The following is an 18272-nucleotide window of genomic DNA, read 5'->3' as shown; positions in this document are numbered from 1 at the left end:
CCATGACCGCGTCGGTCACGTCCCGTGACGTGGTGGAGGTGACCTGTGTTTGATTTGGGCCGAAAGTTTGATTTGGGCGAAATCGGGTGCGGCGGATGACAGCGGCTCCGCCGACCTCAGCGCCGGGCGCCGCCCGGTCGGCCTCGACCGGTCCCGGAGGCCCGGTGACCGATGCGCGGAGCCCGTACCACCGGGGCACTGCCCGACCCGGGGCGGAAGTCCCGCGCCGCGCTGGCAACCATCTCGTCGGGATCGCGGCCGAGCAGGTGCCGGATGTGCGGCGGGACCACCTCCGACGTCGCCATCGCCATCCGCACCTGCACCGAGCGGTCGTCAACCAGGCGCCGCAGATCCACCTCGTCCAGCTCGACCGCGAGCACCAGGGCGGCGCGGACGTCCGCCACGGGATCCTGGGCAAGTGCGCTGCGCTGGGCGGTGGTGGTCCGCGGATTGCGGGCGAGTCCCTTGCGTACGCGTACGGTGCGATCGGCCATCAGGGCGGTGATCACGCCGGGGTCGCGGGTGTGGCTGCCGAGTCGTTCCCGTACCTCGGGTGAGACGTCATTGACCAGTCGCGCGGCCAGCTCGGGCTCCAGGTCGGGCGTCTCCGCGAGGAGACCGCGAAGCTCCTTGTCGGGAGCCTCCGCCATCACCCGGCGAATCGACTCGTCGCAGGCCGGGTTGCCGGCGACCGCCCAGCGCACCCACCGGTCGGCATCCTTGACGAGTAGCCGGAGATTGGCGACCGAGGTCGAGGGGTTTCTCGCCACGGCCTCCCGGACCTGACGATCGTGGTCGCGGGTCAGCGGCCGCAGTGCCTGGGCGGGCGCGTCGGTGCGGGTCGCGACCGCCTTACGGACCACGGCCGACGGATCGGACGCCAGGTCGATGAGGGTCATCTGCGGCGTCCTGGGGTCCCGCGCGACGGCGAGCCGCGCATCGACGCTGCCACCCGTCGCACCGTCCGCGGCGGCATCTGACCCACTGTGACGGTTGGGTCCGCCGACGTCCTGCTGTTTCCCCATGGGCGCCATCATCTCACGGGCCGACCGTGGAACCACGAGCCCTGACCAGACCCTTGACGGCGGTCGAAGCAGCTGATCGTCCGGCCTCGCTCCACGGCGCTCTACGGTGACCGCCGATCATCGGGCGGGACCGTTTCGGCTCGCGGGTTCGTCACGTAGGTGTAGGTGTTGACGTGCGCGGCCACCACGAGGACCGTGAGGACCACTGCGACATGGTTGATCGATCTCGTGGGACGGCCTTCATCGGAGGCTCCCGACGGCCCGGGCTGCCGCGTTGGCACAGCACAACACGTCTGGTTTCACCAGAGCGGACGGTAGCTGGAGGTTCACCGTCGTGCGTACGAGGAAACTGTGCATCTCGCCCGCCGCGAGCGAGACGAGCATGTCGTCGACGATCGCGTCGGGTGCGACCTTGTCGGCCAGCAGGGCGAGGTCTCGGACGTACGAGTTGGCTCGCACGTCGACCCGGTAGCCACCGGCCGCGGGTGTGACGCTCGCGGTGAACGGCACCGGGTCGTAGTCGAGGTCACGGTCCTCGGCGAACAGGTGGTGGACCCGGACACCGTCGGCAGCGGCGATCAGCACTTCGGCCCTCGGGTCGGTCGGTTTGAGCAGGTCGTCGGCGAGGTCCAGCCGCGTGGTCGATCGGGGCGGAACGCTGAGCGGCAGCTCAGCGGTGGCGAGCACGTCGCCGTCGAAGGTCTGTCTGGTCGCGAGGACGCTACCCGTCCAGTGCTGGTCGTGGTCGTTGACCACGACCAACGTGGGCCTGCCCGCACGGGGCTGGATGGTCAGCAGCCGGGGCGCGAACGCGTGCTTGATCGCGTAGTAGAGGGGTTTGGGTCGTTCATCGCTGTCCACAGCGGACCATGAGGTGACCGGCCAGCAGTCGTTGAGCTGCCACACCAGGGCTCCCGCGGTGCGCGGCCACCAGGAGCGGAAGTGTTCGATGCCGAACGCCACCGCACGGGCCTGGTTGAGCTGGGTCGCCCAGTGCCACTGCGCGAAATCGGCCGGGACCGGCAGGTGGGGTGCGAGGCCGCGGTGCAGCTTGCCGTTGCCGTCATCGGCCTTCTGGTGGAGCAGAAACGCCGGCGAGGTGGGGGTCAACGGCTGGTCGTGAATCCACCGGGTGAGGGTGGCCCAGGTGGGCGGTCCCTGGAAACCGAACTCGGCGCAGAACCGCGGCACGTGGTCGCGGTAGTGGGTGTAGTCCACAGCATTCCAGACGTCCCATTCGTGACGGGTGCCGTGGTCGGCGCCGTTGGGTGGCAGGTCGTCGGGGCTGTACGGGCTGCCCGGCGCGTACGGACGGGTGGGGTCCAGCTCGGCGACGAGCCTGGGCAGCAGATCGGCGTAGTAGCCGATCCCCCAGCTGCGTCCCTGCAGGCCGTCCTGCCAGCCCCAGTCGGTGTACGCGGGGAGGTTCTCGTTGTTGCCGTTCCACAACACGAGCGACGGATGGGCGACCAGCCGGGTGATGTTCTCCCGGGCCTCGGCCTCCACCTCGCCGCGCAGCGGCTCCTCCTCGGCGTAGAAGGCGCACGCGAAGGGGAAGTCCTGCCACACCATCATGCCGCGTTCGTCGCAGGCGTCGTAGAAGTCGTCGGTCTCGTAGATGCCGCCACCCCAGATCCGCAGCATGTTCATGTTCGCGTCGACGGCCTGGTCGATCCGGCGGGCGAGCCGCTCGGGGGTGATCCGGGTGAGAAAGTGGTCGTCCGGGATCCAGTTGGCGCCTTTGGCGAAGACGCGGGTGCCGTTGACGACGAAGGTGAACGGCGTGCCGATCTCGTCCGGCTCGGTGTCCACGGTGACCGTGCGGAACCCGATCCGGCGCCGGTCGGTGTCCACCGGCTCGCCGTCGGCCAGAAGCGTGATGGTCAGCTCGTAGAGTGGATGGTCGCCGTAGCCGACCGGCCACCACAGCCGGGCGTCCGGCACGAGGACGGTGACGTGTGCGGTGTCGCCGGAGACGGTGACCCGTTCCTCGCGGTCGCCGACCGCCACCACCGCGGTGTAGTCGCGGTCCGCGGCGCGGTCCAGTTCCAGGTGTACGTCGACGCGGCCGGTGCCGTCGGCGTCGACGGCGACGAGCGGGCGCACCCGGGCCAGGCGAGCGGTGTCCCAGCGTTCCAGCCGTACCGGTTTCCAGAGGCCGGCGGTCTGCAGGTCCGGTCCCCAGTCCCAGCCGAAGGAGCAGGCCATCTTGCGGATCGCGTTGTACGGGTGCGGGTAGGCCCGCTGACGCCAGCCGAGCCGGGCCTCCATCTGCTCGGCCTGGGTGAGCGCGGATCTCAGCGTCACGGTCAGGTCGTTGCCGCCGTCGCGCAGCGACTCGGAGACGTCGAATCGGTAGCCGCGGTGCATGTTGGCGGTGTGGCCGAGCAGGTGGCCGTTCAGCTCGATGGTGGCGACCGTGTCGATGCCGTCGAAGACCAGCTCAACCCGCTCGCCGGGCCGAGCTGCCTGCGTCTGGAACCCGGTCGTGTACTGCCAGTCGACGCGGTGCATCCAGGTCAGCTCCGCCTCGTTCCGATTCAGGAAGGGATCCGGGATGAGGCCCGCGGCCATCAGGTCGAGATGGGTGCTGCCGGGCACCTGAGCGGGGACCTGCCGTCCCCCGAGGACGTCCGGCACCGGCCCTCCCACGGCTCGCAGGAACCAGCCGTCGTGCAAGGTCTCGCGCATCATCCGCCCTCTCGTCGTCGGTCGGCGACCGCATCCTTACGTAGGCAACTTAAGTAAGTCAACCGCAGCAGGATGATCGGACGTGGCGAGGCTCGCGTCCCGCCGCTGCTTGGCGCCGCCTGTGCTGCCGGAACCTATTGACGACTTTCTTAGGCAACTTGATAATGGCCGGAGCGCGGGCTCCAAGTCGTGCCACGATCCCAGCAGCGGCATGCGCCATCGCGTAAGGGCGGGTCAGGGCGCTTCGCCCACGCCGGCGGACACCGGCCTGGCGACGTCCTCCGGGCGGGAACGCGCCAGGGTCAGCTCGCTCTGCAGGACGAGGACCGCACCGCCGATCGCTGCCGCGTCCGACCCGTTGACCGACGGTACGACCCGCACCGGATGGGCCCGCCGGGCGAACGTGCGGCGGTCCACCTCCTGCTGGATCACCGCCTGGTAGATCGAGCTGGCGACAGCGAAGCTCGGGCCGGCGAGGACGATCGCGTCCACGTCGAACAGGATCGTCATGGTGACGGCGGCAGACCCGAGATAGCGGGCCGACTGCTCGACAAGGCCCCGGGCGGCGGGATCGCCGGCGTTCGCCGCGGCCGCGACCCGCGCGAACTCGGTGAGGAAGTCGGCGCTGGCCGGATCGAGCGCCAGCCGTTGAGCGAGCCCCGGCGTCGCCAGGGCCTGGCGGACCAGAGCCGACGGGCCGGCGTAGTTCTCCAGGCAGCCGACGTTGCCGCACGGACACTCGTCGCCGTTGACGTCGACCGAGATGTGGCCGATCTCCACACTGTTCGAGGAACTGCCCCGATAGACCTCACCGGCGACCACGACCCCACCGCCGATACCGGTGGCCATATAGATGCAGCCGTAGGTGCTGCGTGGGTCGACCGCACCCATCCAGTACTCGCCGACAGCGGCCGCCACGGCGTCGTTGTCGAGCAGGACGGGCAGCCCGAGGCTCTGCGAGAGCCGCCGCGCGACCGGGTAGTCGAGCCACTCGTCGGTCGGCTGCGGCGTCAACAGCACACCCACGCGCCGGTCCTGCGGGCCGTAGCTGACCAGGCCGACCCCCAACACCTTGTCCCGATCGACCGCCGCCGTGGCCAGCAGCGCCTCGACCTGCGCGGCCACCAGCGGCAGCGCCTGCCCCGGCGGCATCGTCGCCACACCCTGGAACGAGGTGCGGGCCACCTGCCGACCGGCCAGGTCGACCACGACGATGACGCACGTGTTGCGCTCGAGCTGGATACCGACGCTGTAGCGGGCCAGCGGGTTGAGCTGGACCAGCGTGCGTGGCTTGCCGCCCGTCGGCACACCCCGACCAGCCTCGACTACCAGACCGTCGCCCATGAGCTCGCGCACGACCTCGGAGATCGTCGCTCCGGTGAGACCCGTCGCCTCGGCGAGCTCGATCCGGGTGATCGTGCGCGCCGACCTGATCAGATCGAGGACCAGGCCACGGGTCTTCGGCCGGCTTGCCCAGATCGGGCCCGTCGCCACGATGCCCCCTCCGTCCCGTCGGTTGCCGAGTCACCTTACTTAACCCCCTGCTGAGCTGCTCCCGTCGCCTCCTCCTGCGCACCTGAGCCTCGGTCATGCGGCGTATTGACTTTCGTAACCTGCCTAATAAAGGATGTCGGCAGCGCTCCCATCGATCCCTCACCCACCCACGAGGAGATCAGATGAAACACCGTCATGCACTACTGGCCGCCGGCGCCGCCAGCGCGCTGGTACTGGGTGGCATCGCAACGGCAACCCTTCCCGCCTCGGCGGCCGCATCTGGCTGCTCCGTCACGTACACGGTGCAGAGCCAGTGGAAGGGCGGGTTCACCGCCAACGTCGCCATCACCAACCTCGGTGACCCGATGTCGAACTGGACGCTGACGTTCGACTTCCCGAACGCCAGCCAGCGCGTCACGCAGGGTTGGAGTGCGACCTGGACGCAGTCCGGCGCCCGCGTTTCCGCGGCCAGCATGACCTGGAACGGGTCACTGGGCACCGGCGCGTCCACCTCGATCGGGTTCCTCGGCGCATGGAACGACGCCAACCCGGTACCCCCGTCCTTCGCGCTCAACGGCACCGTGTGCACGGGCTCGGTGACCACACCGACTCCCAGCCCGTCCCCGACCACCACAACGCCACCGCCGAGCGGTCCGGCGCCGGCGCTGCGCGTGTCCGGCAACAAGATCGTCACCGCAGACGGCAAGGCGTACCGGCTGCTGGGCGTGAGCCGCTCCAGCGGCGAGTTCGCCTGCGTCCAGGGCAAGGGCCTGTGGGACTCCGGGCCGGTCGACCAGGCATCCGTCGACGCGATGAAGACCTGGAACATCCACGCCGTCCGGATTCCGCTGAACGAGGAATGCTGGCTGGGCGTCAACGGCTCACCCAGCGGCGCCACCTACCAGCAGGGCGTCAAGGACTACGTTGACCTCCTGGTCGCCAACGGCATCAACGTCATCCTCGACCTGCACTGGACCTGGGGCGCCTACACGAACAGCCCGGACTGGCACTGCAAGGACGAGCACGCCACCTGCCAGAAGCCGATGCCGGACGCGCGGTACGCCCCACAGTTCTGGACCGGCGTCGCCAACACCTTCAAAGGCAACGACGCCGTCGTCTTCGACCTGTTCAACGAGCCGTACCCGGACATGCCCGCCGAATGGAACAAGACCCTGGGCTGGCAATGCCTCCGCGACGGCGGCACCTGCACCGGCCTCCCCTACGAGGCCGCCGGTATGCAGGACCTCGTCGACGCGGTCCGCGCCACCGGCGCCACCAACATGCTCATGGTCAGCGGCCTGGAATGGACCAACGACATGCGCGAATGGCTGACGTACAAGCCGAAGGACCCGCTGAACAACATCGCCGCCTCCTGGCACGCGTACAGCTTCAACGCCTGCGCGAGCGAGTCCTGCTGGGACAGCCAGATCGCCCCACTCGCGCAGCAGGTGCCGGTCGTCATCGGTGAGTTCGGTCAGGACGATTGCAACTTCGACTACATGCAACGCCTGGTCACCTGGGCCGACGCGCACGACATGGGGTACCTGGCCTGGACCTGGAACCCTTGGGGCTGCACCGGCGGCGCCGTGCTCATCAAGGACTGGGCCGGCACACCGGAACCCGGCGTCGGCGAGGGCTACAAGGCCCACCTGCTGACCCAGAGCCCATACGTCTGACCCAACCTCGCGGTGCCCCCGGCCCACCCCAAGGCCGGGGGCGCACGCCTCCACCCCAACTGCGAGCTGGGCTGGGCGAAGTGGCGATCGGTGGTGGTCAAGGGGTGACGGTGAAATCACTGAAGCTGAACTCGCCGGTCACCCCGGCGGCGTGGGAGGTGGCGATCAGGCCGGCGTCCTGCGTTTCGGCGATGCCGGCCAGGTTGACGGTCGGGCCGACCTTGGTCCAGGTAATGCCGTCGGTGGAGTAGTAGCCGCTGACCTCGCTGCCTGACCGGACCAGCCGCACCCACGCGGGCGCCCGGACACCGCCGACCCCGCTGAACGAATCGAGGTAGCCGTTGCCGTTGGCGTCCCACTGGAACGCGACCCCGTTGCCGGGTGTCACCACCATCACGGCGTACCCCGGCGACGTGCCGGCGCCGGTGAGGTCGTTGCGGATGGCCACACCCGCCTTCGCCCACGGGTTCGTGTTCTCCATCGCGGTGACCCGCGCGGTCACGGTCGACGTGGCTCCTACCGCGGCGTCGCGGTAGACGGTGCCGTACTCGTCGAAGGCGCCGCCCGCGTCCTGCCAGATGTCCGCCCCCGAGGTCAGAATGGCGAACCTGTCGTCGGCCTCACCGAACTGGCTCGGCACCGACCCGTACCCGACCATGGACGTCAGCGGGGTGACGGCGGTCACGTACAGCATTCTGGTCAGTTCGTACCGGGTCTGGCCGGCCAGGAAGCCCATCCTGGCCGTGACCGCCGCCCGAGCGACCGGGGTGGCGAACGACGCCGGTGCGGTCACCTGCCATGAGACCTTCTGTGTGCCGCCCGGGGCGAGCCGCGGCCGCGGCGCCGGTCCGGTACGCACGGCGCGCCAGCCATCCGGCACGGCGATCGCGGCGGTCAGGCCGGACGCGATCTCGTCGCCGATGTTCTCCACGGTCGCGGTGACCGTGGTGGTGCCGCCAGGACTGACGCTGGCCGGATCGGCCGACAGGACGGCACCGACCGGAGGCCGATTCGGGTCGGCAGGGCCGCGGTACGGGCCGGTCGGGCCGGCCCTGTACATGACGCGACTGGCCTCGATCGGCGGGTTCGCGGCGGTGATGATGACGTTTCCGCGGGTGACGTTGCCGCGGCTGCCGTCGACGATGCCGGTGATCGCCGGGTTGGTCGCGTAGTTGTCGATCAGGGTGAGGTCGCCGGTGCGGTTTCCGTTCTGGTTGTTGGCGTGCGCCCACTGTTCGGCGGTGTCGATGAACACGTTGCGGCTGACGGTCAGGTATCGGGATCCCTCGTCGAAGTAGAGGCCGAGCTGGCCACTGCTCTCGCAGAAGTTCTCCTCGATCGTGCTGCCGGGCATCGCCGACAGGGTGTATATGCAGCCGGCGTCGAACATCGTCTGCACGACATTGCGCACGTGGTTGCCGACCACGCGTACATCGCTCAACGTCGTCGGGGTCTGGTAGATCGGCTGGAAGTCGTAGAGGCCCCGGTCGAGGTACTCCGGGCTGCCGCCGGGGTCGTTCGCGCCCCACCCGTAGCCGATCCCGATGCCGGTGTACGGCGCGCCATCGATGTAGTTGTGCGCGATGGTGAGCCGGGTGACGTAGGAGGCGAAGATCGGGTCCTGGTCGAGGTACTCGAGGACCGACGCGTAGAGCCGGTTGTCGCTGATGTGGATGTCGCTGTTGACCATGCGAGGGTCCGACGGGTGGTGCGCGTCCGGACGCACGCCGCCGACCATGATGCCGCCCCCGGCGCTCGCGGTGAACGTGTTGCCGACCACCGAGACGTCGTGCGCACCCAGCCCGACGCCGGTGGCGTGGGCGTTGGCGTCGTTGCCGATCCCGAGCCCGATGGAGCCGAGGTTGACGAAGGTGTTGTCGCGGAAACTGACGCCGTCGACCGCCGAGACCTGCACCGCGGCGGGCGCCTGCGCCCAGCCGTTGCGGGATGCTTCGAATCCTCGGCAACCGACCGCACAGGAGGTGAACGCGTCTGCGGGGCGGTCCGGCTGGACACCGCTGATGAACACGCCGGTCTGCTGGCTCGCGTACCCGTCAGGTGAACTGGGGTGCAGCCACGTGGTACCGGTGAACGTCAGGCCCTGAAACCGCAGGTTCCGGGCCGGTTCGTCATAGGTGCCGCCCACCTGCAGCAGAGACTCCAGGTGCGGCAGCTCGACCCGCGCACGCCGCATGTCCTGCCCCGGCACCGGCTTGTAGTACAGCGTCCCGGTCGTGGTGTCGAGGTACCACTCGCCGGGCTCGTCCAGGAAGTGCCTTGAGTTCAGCAGGAAGTAGGTCGGCGCACGAAACGGGGCCTGGAGTGCGTCGTACCCGTAGGTGTTGTTGTCCCAGGCGGGCTGTTGCATGACGACGGTCATGCCGGAGATGCTCTGCACCGGTACGAACCGGTTGGTGAACGACTGCATCGCCTGGAAGTCGATACGCTGCTGGTCCGGCACGGTGGCCAGGTAGGCCAGATCCGGATTGTTGAGGGTGAAGCCGGTCGGGTTGAGCGTGATGTCGGTACGGGCGAGCCGGATCCGGGCGCGCTGTGCCAAGACCCCGTCGACGTACAGCTGGCGGGTATCGAAGCCGGTACCGACGTGTGCCTTGTAGATGCCCTTCTCGGCGTCGTCGAGCTGCCAACCGGTCACCGGTCGGGCTCCATTGAGGACGGCCGCTCCACCCGACGCCCGCCAGGTGACCGTGTGACCATCGCGGCCGGAGTCCGCGGCGTCGAACCGCAGCGGCTCGCTCAACCGGTACGTGCCGCTGCGCAGCACGACAGCGACGTCACGGTCACCTTTGGCTGCCGCCACGCGTGCGCGCCGTTGTGCCTCCCGCAGGGTGGCCAGCGGCCGTTCGAAGGTGCCCGGACCGCGGTCACTGGCGTTCTCGGTGCCGGGTGGCGCGACCACGATGACGTGTTCTGCGGGGAGAGCTTGTGCGGATGGTGCGAACCGACCGAGTACACCGGTCGCGGTCAGGACAGCGGCCACCACCATGGCGGCTCTGCGTGTGTGGCGGGCCAACGAGCAACGCACAGCGACATCATCTCCTTCTGCGGTTTGGGTCCGGGGATCGCGCCCGCGACCGGCAGCACCAGCGCCCGGCCGGGAGTCGACCCGCAGCCGCTGGCGCCGACCGTGCCCGACCCGCTCGGCTAGCCGGTACGGGCGGCAGCGACCCGTACGACCGCGCGGACCCGGCGCAGGTGCGGCGCGACCTCCTCATCGGGTCGCTGATCGAGCACCAGGTGCCCGTCGGCGGCCCAGTGGATGCGGCGCAGCGCCACGCACCTTCCGCGTGTGGTGATCCCGGGATGCGCGTGGAAGGCAACAAGTTCCAGGCCGTCCTCGTCCCGGCTGAACGTGTTGTGACCGGGCCCCCAGTGGCTGAAGTCGCCGCTGGTACCGAGCACCGGTGCGTTCGCCTTGGTCCAGGCATCCGGGTCGAGCAGGTCGGCACCGCTGCGCGCCTCGATCGCACCGACCGCGTATGTCGGCCCCACCTGGGAGCCGGAGTAGGTGACCACGAGACGGTCGCCGTGCCGCACCGCGAACGGCCCTTCGGCGACCTCGTGGTCCCACCCGTACTCGGCGGTGACGATGCGTACCGGATCGCTGGTCAGTTGCCACGGGGCGGCAGGATCGATCGTCGCGATCCAGAGCTCGGCGTCGCCGATGCGGTCGGTGATGTACCGCTGGGACCAGATCATGTAGTGCCGCCCGGCGTCCTCGACGTAGGTCATGTCCAGGCTGAGCCCCGGGTGCCCGGGGTCACGTTGCAGGGGCGAACCGTCCGACTGGAGTACCGCGCGGGGCGGCTCCCAGTCCGCGGCGACCACCGGATCCCCGCCGTGACGCAGCCGCATCACGTGGCAGCGCACCCGCTTCCAGTCCGCTTCCCCGATGCTGGGGGCGAAGAGGCAGTGCAGGCGATCCCCGATCAGGTGCAGCTCGGGAGCCCAGAAGCAGCCGGCGATACCCGCGGTGCCGACCTCGAGGATCGCGTGATCCGGCGCGGTGGCGAGCCCGGCAATGCTGTCCGCGACGCGGATCAGCAGCTTGGTCGGGGTCACGCAGTCGCCGCCGGGATCGTCCGTCGCGATGAAGTAGTACCGGCCACGGTGGGCGAGCACGGTGGGATCGGCACGATCGACGACGAAGGGGAACGGGTAGACACGTTGTCGCACCCTGCCGGTCACCACGTACTCCCCCGGCCGGTCCCATTCGACCCCGGCGAGGCTGTCCGGGTCCCAGTCGACCGGACGCCGCGCGGTGGAGCCGTCGTCGTAGGTCAGCCGCGCCCACGGCAGCTCACGGGCGACCTCCCCGGTGGTGGCCTCGATCGGGGGTACCTCGACGGCGATGTTGCGGATGCGTCCGAACCGGCGCCGTAGCCGCAGGGCGTCGGCCTCGCGGAGTGGCAGCGCAGCGGTCAGGACGCGGTCGGGTGCCCCGTCGGGTACCGGTGGCGTGGGCACCACGGGTGCCGCCGGGATGGGAGGTGCCCACGGTCCGCGTAGCCCGGCCGCGTTGCAGGACCACATCTCACCCTCGTCGTCGGTCCACCACACCACGAACTCCGCGCGTGCCTGGTCGTACACCCCGCGCGGCTGCCGCACGCCGCCGCCAGCGGCCACCTGGACCAGCCCGATCTCCTCGTACCGGATGAGATCGGGCGACTGGAACAGCAGGACCGCCGAGCTGGCCGACGGCTCCGGCGAGCCGTCCGACAGGGCGGGCGAGGCGACGACGGCGTACCCGCCGGGGACCGCGAACACCCACGGATCGGTGAGGGTACGCACGCGATGGATGTCAACGTGCTCGGTGGGAACCGCGCGGGGGAACAGGACCCCACGGTCGTCGTTGAGCCGGGTGACCGCGCCGTCCGGCGTTGCCAGCGCCAGATGCAGGCTGAACGCGATACGGGGTGCGTAGACCGCCGGGTCGGTGTCCGGGCGACGCGTGCCGGCCAGCAGTACCGGCGCGTCCGCCGGCAGCACCGTGACATCGAACGTGTCCGTGGTCTCGGACGCGGTCGGCACCGTGATACGGGCGACGACCGCGTCCGCCGCGCGGCTGGTGATCACACCGGAGCTGACATCGACATCGGGATGGTCGGTGGTGAGCCGGACGCCGGCCGGCAGGATGGTGCCCGAGCGGAGAACCGACGGCAGCACCACGCGGGCCTGGGGGGCGGCGCTGGAGTCTGTCAACCTTTGAACGCCCCTTCCATGATCCCCTGCACCAGGCGCCGCCCGATGAAGACGAACAACACCAGCAGCGGCAGTGTGGCCAGGAACGAACCTGACATGGCCAGGCCCAGGTCGATGTCCCGGTTGTTCTGCAGCGCCTTGATGGCGATCTGGACTGTGTACCGCTCCGGGGATTTCAGCACGATGAACGGCCACAGGAAGTCGTTCCAGGCGTTGACGAACCCGAACAGTCCCAGGACGAGCGCCGCCGGGCGGACCAACGGGAAGGCGATGCGCCAGAAGATCTGCCAGGTCGTCGCGCCGTCCACGCGGGCGGCGTTCATCAGGTCGTCGTCGATGGTGCCGACGATGTGCTGGCGCATCCAAAAAATGCCGAACGCGCTCACCAAGCCCGGGACGATCAACGCCTGAAGGGTGTCCACCCAGTTGAGCCGCGACATGATCAGATACTGCGGTACGACGGACAGTTGGGCCGGCACCGTCATCGTCAGCACGACGATGAGGAAGAGGGTGTTGCGGCCCCGGAAGGACAGCTTGGCGAAGGCGAACCCGGCCAGCGCGCACAGCAGCGCCTGGCCCACGCCGATCGAGGTCGCCACGACGACGCTGTTCAGGAGTGCCTGCACGAACGGCACGGTGTCGAAGACCAGGCCGGCCAGGTAGAGGAAATTGCCGCCCGGCAGGACGTGCGGCGGCAGGCTCGTCGCGGTGGCCGAGTCCGTGGTGGCGACCACGAACATCCAGTAGAGCGGGAACACGCTGAGGACCACCATGACGCCGAGCACCGCGTACACCACGAAGGGAACCCGGTCGGAACTGCGCCGGCGGTGCGGTGCGCGCCTGACGGTCGAGGGCGCGGGATTCATCGGAACCTCCGAAGGAGACCCCCGGCGTTAGCCGTAGGAAGGAATTCGGGCCTCCCACGAACATCCTGGCGGCAGGTCCTGCCGTGGCTGCCTGTGGGGGCGAGGTAGGACGGACGGTTGCGACCGCGACGCAGCCGCCAGCGAAGCAGAGAACCCAACCCGCGAGGGCACGGGCCCCCCACCCTGAAACGTGGTGAGGACGTCAAGGACGCTCCGAGCGGATGCGGGTGACCAGCAGGTAGTTGATCGCCGCGACGATCACGACCATGACGAAGAGCGCGACGCCGACGGCGGCGCCGTAGCCGAAGTGGAACCGGCCGAAGGCCTGTTCGTAGAGGAAGAGGGTGAGGGTCTGGCACTGCCGCGCCGCTCCGCACGTCAACCCGCCCACCGGATTGGCCAGCAGCGGCTCGGTGAAGATCTGCAACCCACCGATCGTCGACGTGACGACGGTGAACACGATGATCGGCCGCAGCGCGGGGATGGTGATGTGGCGGAACTGCTTCCAGCCGTTGGCGCCGTCCACCGCGGCGGCTTCGAACAGCTCGCGGGGCACCGTTTGGAGCGAGGCGAGATACAGCAGGGTGTTGTATCCGGTCCACCGCCAGGCGACCATCACGGCGATCATGATGTGGCTCCCCCACACCGACGCGGTGAAGTCGATGTGCTGGAAACCCAACAATCCGAGGAACCAGTTGAGCATGCCGTAGTCGCGGTCGAAGAGCTGGGCGAAGACGATGGTCGTCGCCGCCACGGAGGTGACGTAGGGAACGAGCATCGACATGCGGAACAGCGTGGCCGCCCGCAGCCGTACATGGTTGAGCATGTGTGCCACGCCGAGCGCGAGCAGCAACTGCGGAACCGTCGACAGCACCCAGATGCTGAAGGTGTTGCGCAGCGCGCCCCAGAACCGCGGGTCGTCAACGAGTTCGGCGAAGTTGGCCAGCCCCACGTAGCGTCGCTCGCCGATCGGATCCCAGTCGAACAGGGCGACGTAGAACGTGAAAATCAGCGGGAAGAGGCCGAAGACGAAGAAGAGCAGAAAGAACGGCGCCACGTACACGTAGGGCGCTAATCGCTCGCGCAACCCCTGCTGAATGTGGCGACGCCGGGTGGGCCTGGCGGTGGCCTTCGGGGCCGCGGCCGGGCTGAGCATGGTGGTCACAGCGCTCACCTTTCCGACGTGCGGCGGCCGGCCCGCGCCGGCCGCCGCATATCAGTCGTCGATTCAGCCGCGTAGGGCGTTCTTGACGTTGGTCAGCGCGGTGTTCCACGCATTGGCTGGCTCGACCTTGCCCTGCTCGACGCTGGTGAGGGTGTTGAGCAGTTCACTGCCGATGGTGGCGTCCTCCGGACCGATGTAGAAGGGCTTGATATTCACCACGGACTCGGTGTAGATCTTGCCGATCGGTGCGTTCGAGAAGAACGGCTCGGTCCTCTCCAGCAGCCTCGGGTCCGTGTAGACCGACGGCGTCGTGGGCAGATTCCCCTTCGACAGGAAGTTGTTGAGCTGGCCCTCGGGGGACTGCATCTCGGCGATGTAGTCCCAGGCCGCCTTCGGGTTCTTCGCCCGCTTGGGAATGGCGAGGTAGCTGCCACCCCAGTTTCCCGAGCCACCGGGGATGGTGGCGACATCCCACTTGCCGGCGGTGTCGGGGGCGTTGGTCTTGATCGCGTTGAGCATCCACGCCGGGGCCGACATCGCCGCGAAGTCACCCTTGCTCATACCCGCGGTCCATCCGGGAGACCACGAGGTGATCTTGGCGGAGATTCCCGACTCATAGACCTTCAGTGTGAGGTCGAAAGCGGCCTTGACCTGGGGATTCCTGTCGTACGACAGCTTGCGTTCCGCGTCGTAGTAGCGCTCCGTTCCCTGGTTGACCGCCTGGAAGAAGACGCTCGTCGGCGTGTTGTCCAGGAACGGCTTGCCGGTCGCCTGGACGTACCGCTTGCCGACCTGCGCGAACGCGTCCCAGGTCGGCCACAGCTTGGAGACCTGGTCCCGGTCGGTGGGCAGACCGGCGGCCTTGAACAGGTCGGTGCGGTACACGACCGCCATGCCGCCGACATCCGTCGGCACTCCGATGATCTTGCCGTCCTCGGTCGTCGACTGTTTCATCACCCAGTCGAGATAGTCGCCCTTCAACTTGTCGGCGCCGAGCGTGGACAGGTCCACGAAATTGTCCGGGGACTGCATGAACTTCGGCAGATCGTCACCCTGGATCAGCACGAGGTCGGGCACCTTGCCGCCGGCCAGTGCCGCGGTGAGTGCCTGGGCCGTCTCGCTCGTGCTGCCCACCTCGGTAAGCTTGATGTTGATGTCCGGGTGCTTCTTCTTGTATGCCTCGACGTCGGTCTTCTGGTTGATCCCGGTGAACGACCAGAACTCGAACGACTTCGAGTCGGACGATCCGGAGTCGCCGCTCGATCCTGGCGTACAGCCGACTACCAAGAGCGCGGCCGTGGCGAAAAGAGCTGCGGTGGTGATGACGCGCTTCAAGCGGCCCTCCATACGGCAGTGATGAGCTGCGGCGGCTCTAGCGATTACGGTCAACTCGCGTGAACCAGATACCGGCCAGGCCCCAGGCGGAGGTGATGTGGTCACCCCACGTGCGGCTCACACGTGAGCGACGACCCTGTCGCGATCGCTCCCACGCTGCGAAGCCGGATCCCAGATCTCGACCAACATCAATAAGTGGTATGACGTATGACGATACTCAGCACCACCGGACCCGTCAACGACCCATGGGCCCGGATGACCGACGTCTGATTGATCACAGCCACTTCCGCCATGGCACTGACACCCAACCCAACGTCAGCAGTGACATTGACATACGTCACTGAGCGGCCTAGGGTCTTGTCGAATCGTTTCGACCGTGACGCCTCGGCGCGGCTCGCCGAGGGCTGCCAGCTGCGTACGCAGCGGTCGAATCGACTCGTGAGGAGTACGACATGAGCGTCGGTGAGACCGTCCACCGGACCGACGCGTCGCCCCGCGCGTTCTGGTACGAGGTCGGCGGCGACCAGCGGTCCCGGTTGCCCGCACCGGTCTCACTGTGCGCAGGCACCGGCCCCCGAGCCGGCAGGTCGGCGTGTTCGGGTTCCCGAAACGAGTGTGCGGACCAGGTCCATTCGTCACACCTCCGCCCATCCCCCGAGTCCTAGGAGTCGCCAATGAAGCCCCATCCCGGCGGACGCGGTCGACGTCTCACCGTCCACCTCACAGCCATGGCGCTCGTCGCCGCCTCACTCACCGCCGCCACCATTGCCCTCTCGTCGGCCGCGCAGGCGGCGGACGAGTCCCTCGCCGTCAACTTCTCGGCGTCGTCCGGTGCTCCGACCTACCGGGCCTCTGGCTGGATCTATGGCATGACCGAGAACGCCTCCGGCCCGCCGGACAACTTCTACCGGGACGTGAAGTTCCGGTACATGCGGGCCGGCGGCGCACAACTGGACAGCCCGGGAGGCTGGGTGTCCGGCCGCTACGACCGGCGGTGGAACTCCACCCGGGCCCAGTTGCTGCGCACCCGGTCGCTGGACGGTGAGTTCGTGCTGCTCGTGCACGACCTGTGGGGCGCCGACGGATACCCCATCTCCCGATTCCCGGGCGACAACGGCAACTGGAGCGACTACGACGCGTTCCTGACCCGGCTCATCAACGACGTACGGGCCACCGGCGCGCCGGTGCAGTGGGACATCTGGAACGAACCGAACATCACCCTGTTCTGGAACCGTCCACAGGCGCAGTACTTCGAAATGTGGCGACGTGCGTACCAGCGCATCCGGTCGGCCTTCCCCGACCACCTGATCGTCGGACCGAGCTGCGCCTGCGTCCCCTCGAACTCCGGCTGGTGGACGCAGTACCTGGACTATGTCAAGGCCAACAACGTGGTACCGGACATCGTCAGCTGGCACTCCCTGCCCGGCGACCCGGTGTCGAACGTGGCGACCGCGAACAACACGCTCAACTCGCGGGGCATCGCGCACCCGCGCCCGTACCAGATCAACGAGTACGGCGCGTCCAACGAGCAGAACCCGGGTGACGGCGCCTGGTACATCGCCCGCCTGGAACGCGCCGGCGCGGACGGCTTGCGGGCCAACTGGGCCGGCGGGGGAAACCTGCACAACGACATGGCCAACCTGCTGACCCGCGTCTCCGGCCAGTACCAGCCCAAGGGTGAATGGTGGGTCTACAACTTCTACGCGTCGCAAACGGGGCAGATCGTGTCGGTGACCCCCAGTTCGAACTACGACGCGTTCGCCACCAAGGACACCGGCGTCGCGAAGGTCCTCATCGGTGGTGGCAGAACGACGGGAAACATCTCGGTGAACCTGCAACGGCTGGACGCGACAGACGGGATCGTCGCCAACAACCAGGTGCGGGTGCTGGTCAGCCGGATACCGTACGACGCTGGCGGCGCGGTACCGGGACCGGTCACCGTGCAGGACTCGGTGATGACGCTGTCCAACAACGCTCTGACCGTGAACCTGCCGCACCGCAACGCGGATGAGACGTTCACCATCACCATCCTGCCTCCCTCGGGCGGTCCTTCGCCGACGCCCACTCCCACACCGACAGCTCCGCCGGGCGAAGGCCAGCAGATCGTCGGCGCACAGTCCGGCCGCTGCCTGGACGTGCCCAACGCCAGCACCACCAACGGCACCCAGATCCAGTTGTTCGACTGCGGCACCGGTGTCCAGCAGCGCTGGACGTACACCGCCGGCAGGCAGTTGACCGTCTACGGCAACAAGTGCCTGGACGCCAACGGCGGCGGCACCAGCAACGGCACGGCGGTGATCATCTGGGATTGTCACGGCGGCGCGAACCAGCAGTGGAACGTCAACGCCGACGGCAGTATCAGCGGAGTGCAGTCGAGGCTGTGCCTGGACGCGAACGGTGCGGGAACCGCCAACGGCACGAGGATCATCCTCTGGTCCTGCAACGGACAGGGCAACCAGAGATGGAGCCTGCGGAACTGAGTCGCCCGATCGGCCGGGGTGCCGCGCGTCGAGTCCCAGCGATCTGCCCTCCCCGAGAGGACAACCCTGGCGGCCGCGGCACCCGAGCCACCGGCGGCTTTCAGACCGGCAACGACGGATACGATGCCATCCAGCGCGCGGTGGCCGAGCACACCGAACGCAACGAGGATCAGCAGCGCTGCACGTCGGTGAACGGCGAGCAGGAGCACTGCGGGATCTGCGCCGACGCCTGACGCGCATGCGAGCGGGCTGCCGCGCCTGCTGGCCACGATCAGCTGAGAAGCGGGCGGTGCCGGCACCCCGATAGGTGCCGGCAC

10 protein-coding genes are annotated in these 18272 nt (G+C 68.5%); 2 read left to right on the top strand and 8 right to left on the bottom strand.

Annotation, left to right across the window (positions count from 1 at the left end; all coding sequences use genetic code 11):
- Positions 1-116: 116 nt before the first annotated feature.
- The 3 genes from E1182_RS03730 to E1182_RS03720 all read right to left on the bottom strand — a co-directional run bounded on the left by E1182_RS03730 (position 117) and on the right by E1182_RS03720 (position 5210).
- Positions 117-899, bottom strand: coding sequence for a hypothetical protein (locus tag E1182_RS03730; protein ID WP_132261206.1), 783 nt, complete (start codon positions 897-899; stop codon positions 117-119).
- Between the two features lie 366 nt (positions 900-1265).
- A complete protein-coding gene (locus E1182_RS03725) occupies positions 1266-3719 on the bottom strand; it encodes a glycoside hydrolase family 2 protein (protein WP_132261205.1) in 2454 nt (817 codons plus the stop codon).
- Between the two features lie 231 nt (positions 3720-3950).
- Positions 3951-5210, bottom strand: a complete 1260-nt coding sequence (locus tag E1182_RS03720) for an ROK family transcriptional regulator (protein WP_132261204.1) — start codon at positions 5208-5210, stop codon at positions 3951-3953.
- Positions 5211-5392: 182 nt separating this feature from the next.
- Here E1182_RS03720 and E1182_RS03715 point away from each other — a divergent pair, with 182 nt between their 5' ends.
- Positions 5393-6886: a cellulase family glycosylhydrolase gene (locus tag E1182_RS03715; protein WP_132261203.1), complete on the top strand. Its 1494-nt coding sequence runs from the start codon at positions 5393-5395 to the stop codon at positions 6884-6886.
- Between the two features lie 97 nt (positions 6887-6983).
- Here E1182_RS03715 and E1182_RS03710 read toward each other — a convergent pair whose 3' ends face one another.
- From E1182_RS03710 to E1182_RS03690, 5 genes are all read right to left on the bottom strand, one after another.
- Positions 6984-9806: an NEW3 domain-containing protein gene (locus E1182_RS03710; protein WP_132261202.1), complete on the bottom strand. Its 2823-nt coding sequence runs from the start codon at positions 9804-9806 to the stop codon at positions 6984-6986.
- Positions 9807-10051: 245 nt separating this feature from the next.
- Positions 10052-12109 carry a family 43 glycosylhydrolase gene (locus E1182_RS03705; RefSeq protein ID WP_132261201.1) on the bottom strand — a complete coding sequence of 686 codons (2058 nt, stop codon included), beginning with the start codon at positions 12107-12109 and terminating at the stop codon, positions 10052-10054.
- Complete coding sequence (locus E1182_RS03700) at positions 12106-12975, bottom strand: carbohydrate ABC transporter permease (RefSeq protein ID WP_132261200.1); 870 nt, start codon at positions 12973-12975, stop codon at positions 12106-12108. Before E1182_RS03700 ends, E1182_RS03705 begins: the two co-directional genes overlap by 4 nt.
- Positions 12976-13177: 202 nt before the next feature.
- On the bottom strand, positions 13178-14131 hold the full coding sequence (locus E1182_RS03695) for a carbohydrate ABC transporter permease (protein ID WP_132261232.1): 954 nt from the start codon (positions 14129-14131) through the stop codon (positions 13178-13180).
- Positions 14132-14203: 72 nt separating this feature from the next.
- A complete protein-coding gene (locus E1182_RS03690; RefSeq protein ID WP_207921255.1) occupies positions 14204-15475 on the bottom strand; it encodes an ABC transporter substrate-binding protein in 1272 nt (423 codons plus the stop codon).
- Between the two features lie 674 nt (positions 15476-16149).
- Between E1182_RS03690 and E1182_RS03685 the strand changes: the two genes are divergently transcribed.
- Complete coding sequence (locus E1182_RS03685) at positions 16150-17955, top strand: RICIN domain-containing protein (protein WP_243706014.1); 1806 nt, start codon at positions 16150-16152, stop codon at positions 17953-17955.
- Positions 17956-18272: the final 317 nt, after the last annotated feature.

Source organism: Micromonospora sp. KC721, from assembly GCF_004348355.1.
Taxonomy (GTDB): Bacteria; Actinomycetota; Actinomycetes; order Mycobacteriales; family Micromonosporaceae; genus Micromonospora.
The sequence above is the reverse complement of the archived record's forward strand: the minus strand, read 5'-3'. Positions and strand labels throughout refer to the sequence as shown.

Excerpts from the sequence above, each read along its gene's own strand:
- E1182_RS03695 (WP_132261232.1), bottom strand. The coding sequence starts at position 14,131 with ATGCTCAGCCCGGCCGCGGCCCCGAAGGCCACCGCCAGGCCCACCCGG.
- E1182_RS03725 (WP_132261205.1), bottom strand. The coding sequence starts at position 3,719 with ATGATGCGCGAGACCTTGCACGACGGCTGGTTCCTGCGAGCCGTGGGA.
- E1182_RS03715 (WP_132261203.1), top strand. The coding sequence starts at position 5,393 with ATGAAACACCGTCATGCACTACTGGCCGCCGGCGCCGCCAGCGCGCTG.
- E1182_RS03700 (WP_132261200.1), bottom strand. The coding sequence starts at position 12,975 with ATGAATCCCGCGCCCTCGACCGTCAGGCGCGCACCGCACCGCCGGCGC.
- E1182_RS03730 (WP_132261206.1), bottom strand. The coding sequence starts at position 899 with ATGACCCTCATCGACCTGGCGTCCGATCCGTCGGCCGTGGTCCGTAAG.
- E1182_RS03685 (WP_243706014.1), top strand. The coding sequence starts at position 16,150 with ATGAAGCCCCATCCCGGCGGACGCGGTCGACGTCTCACCGTCCACCTC.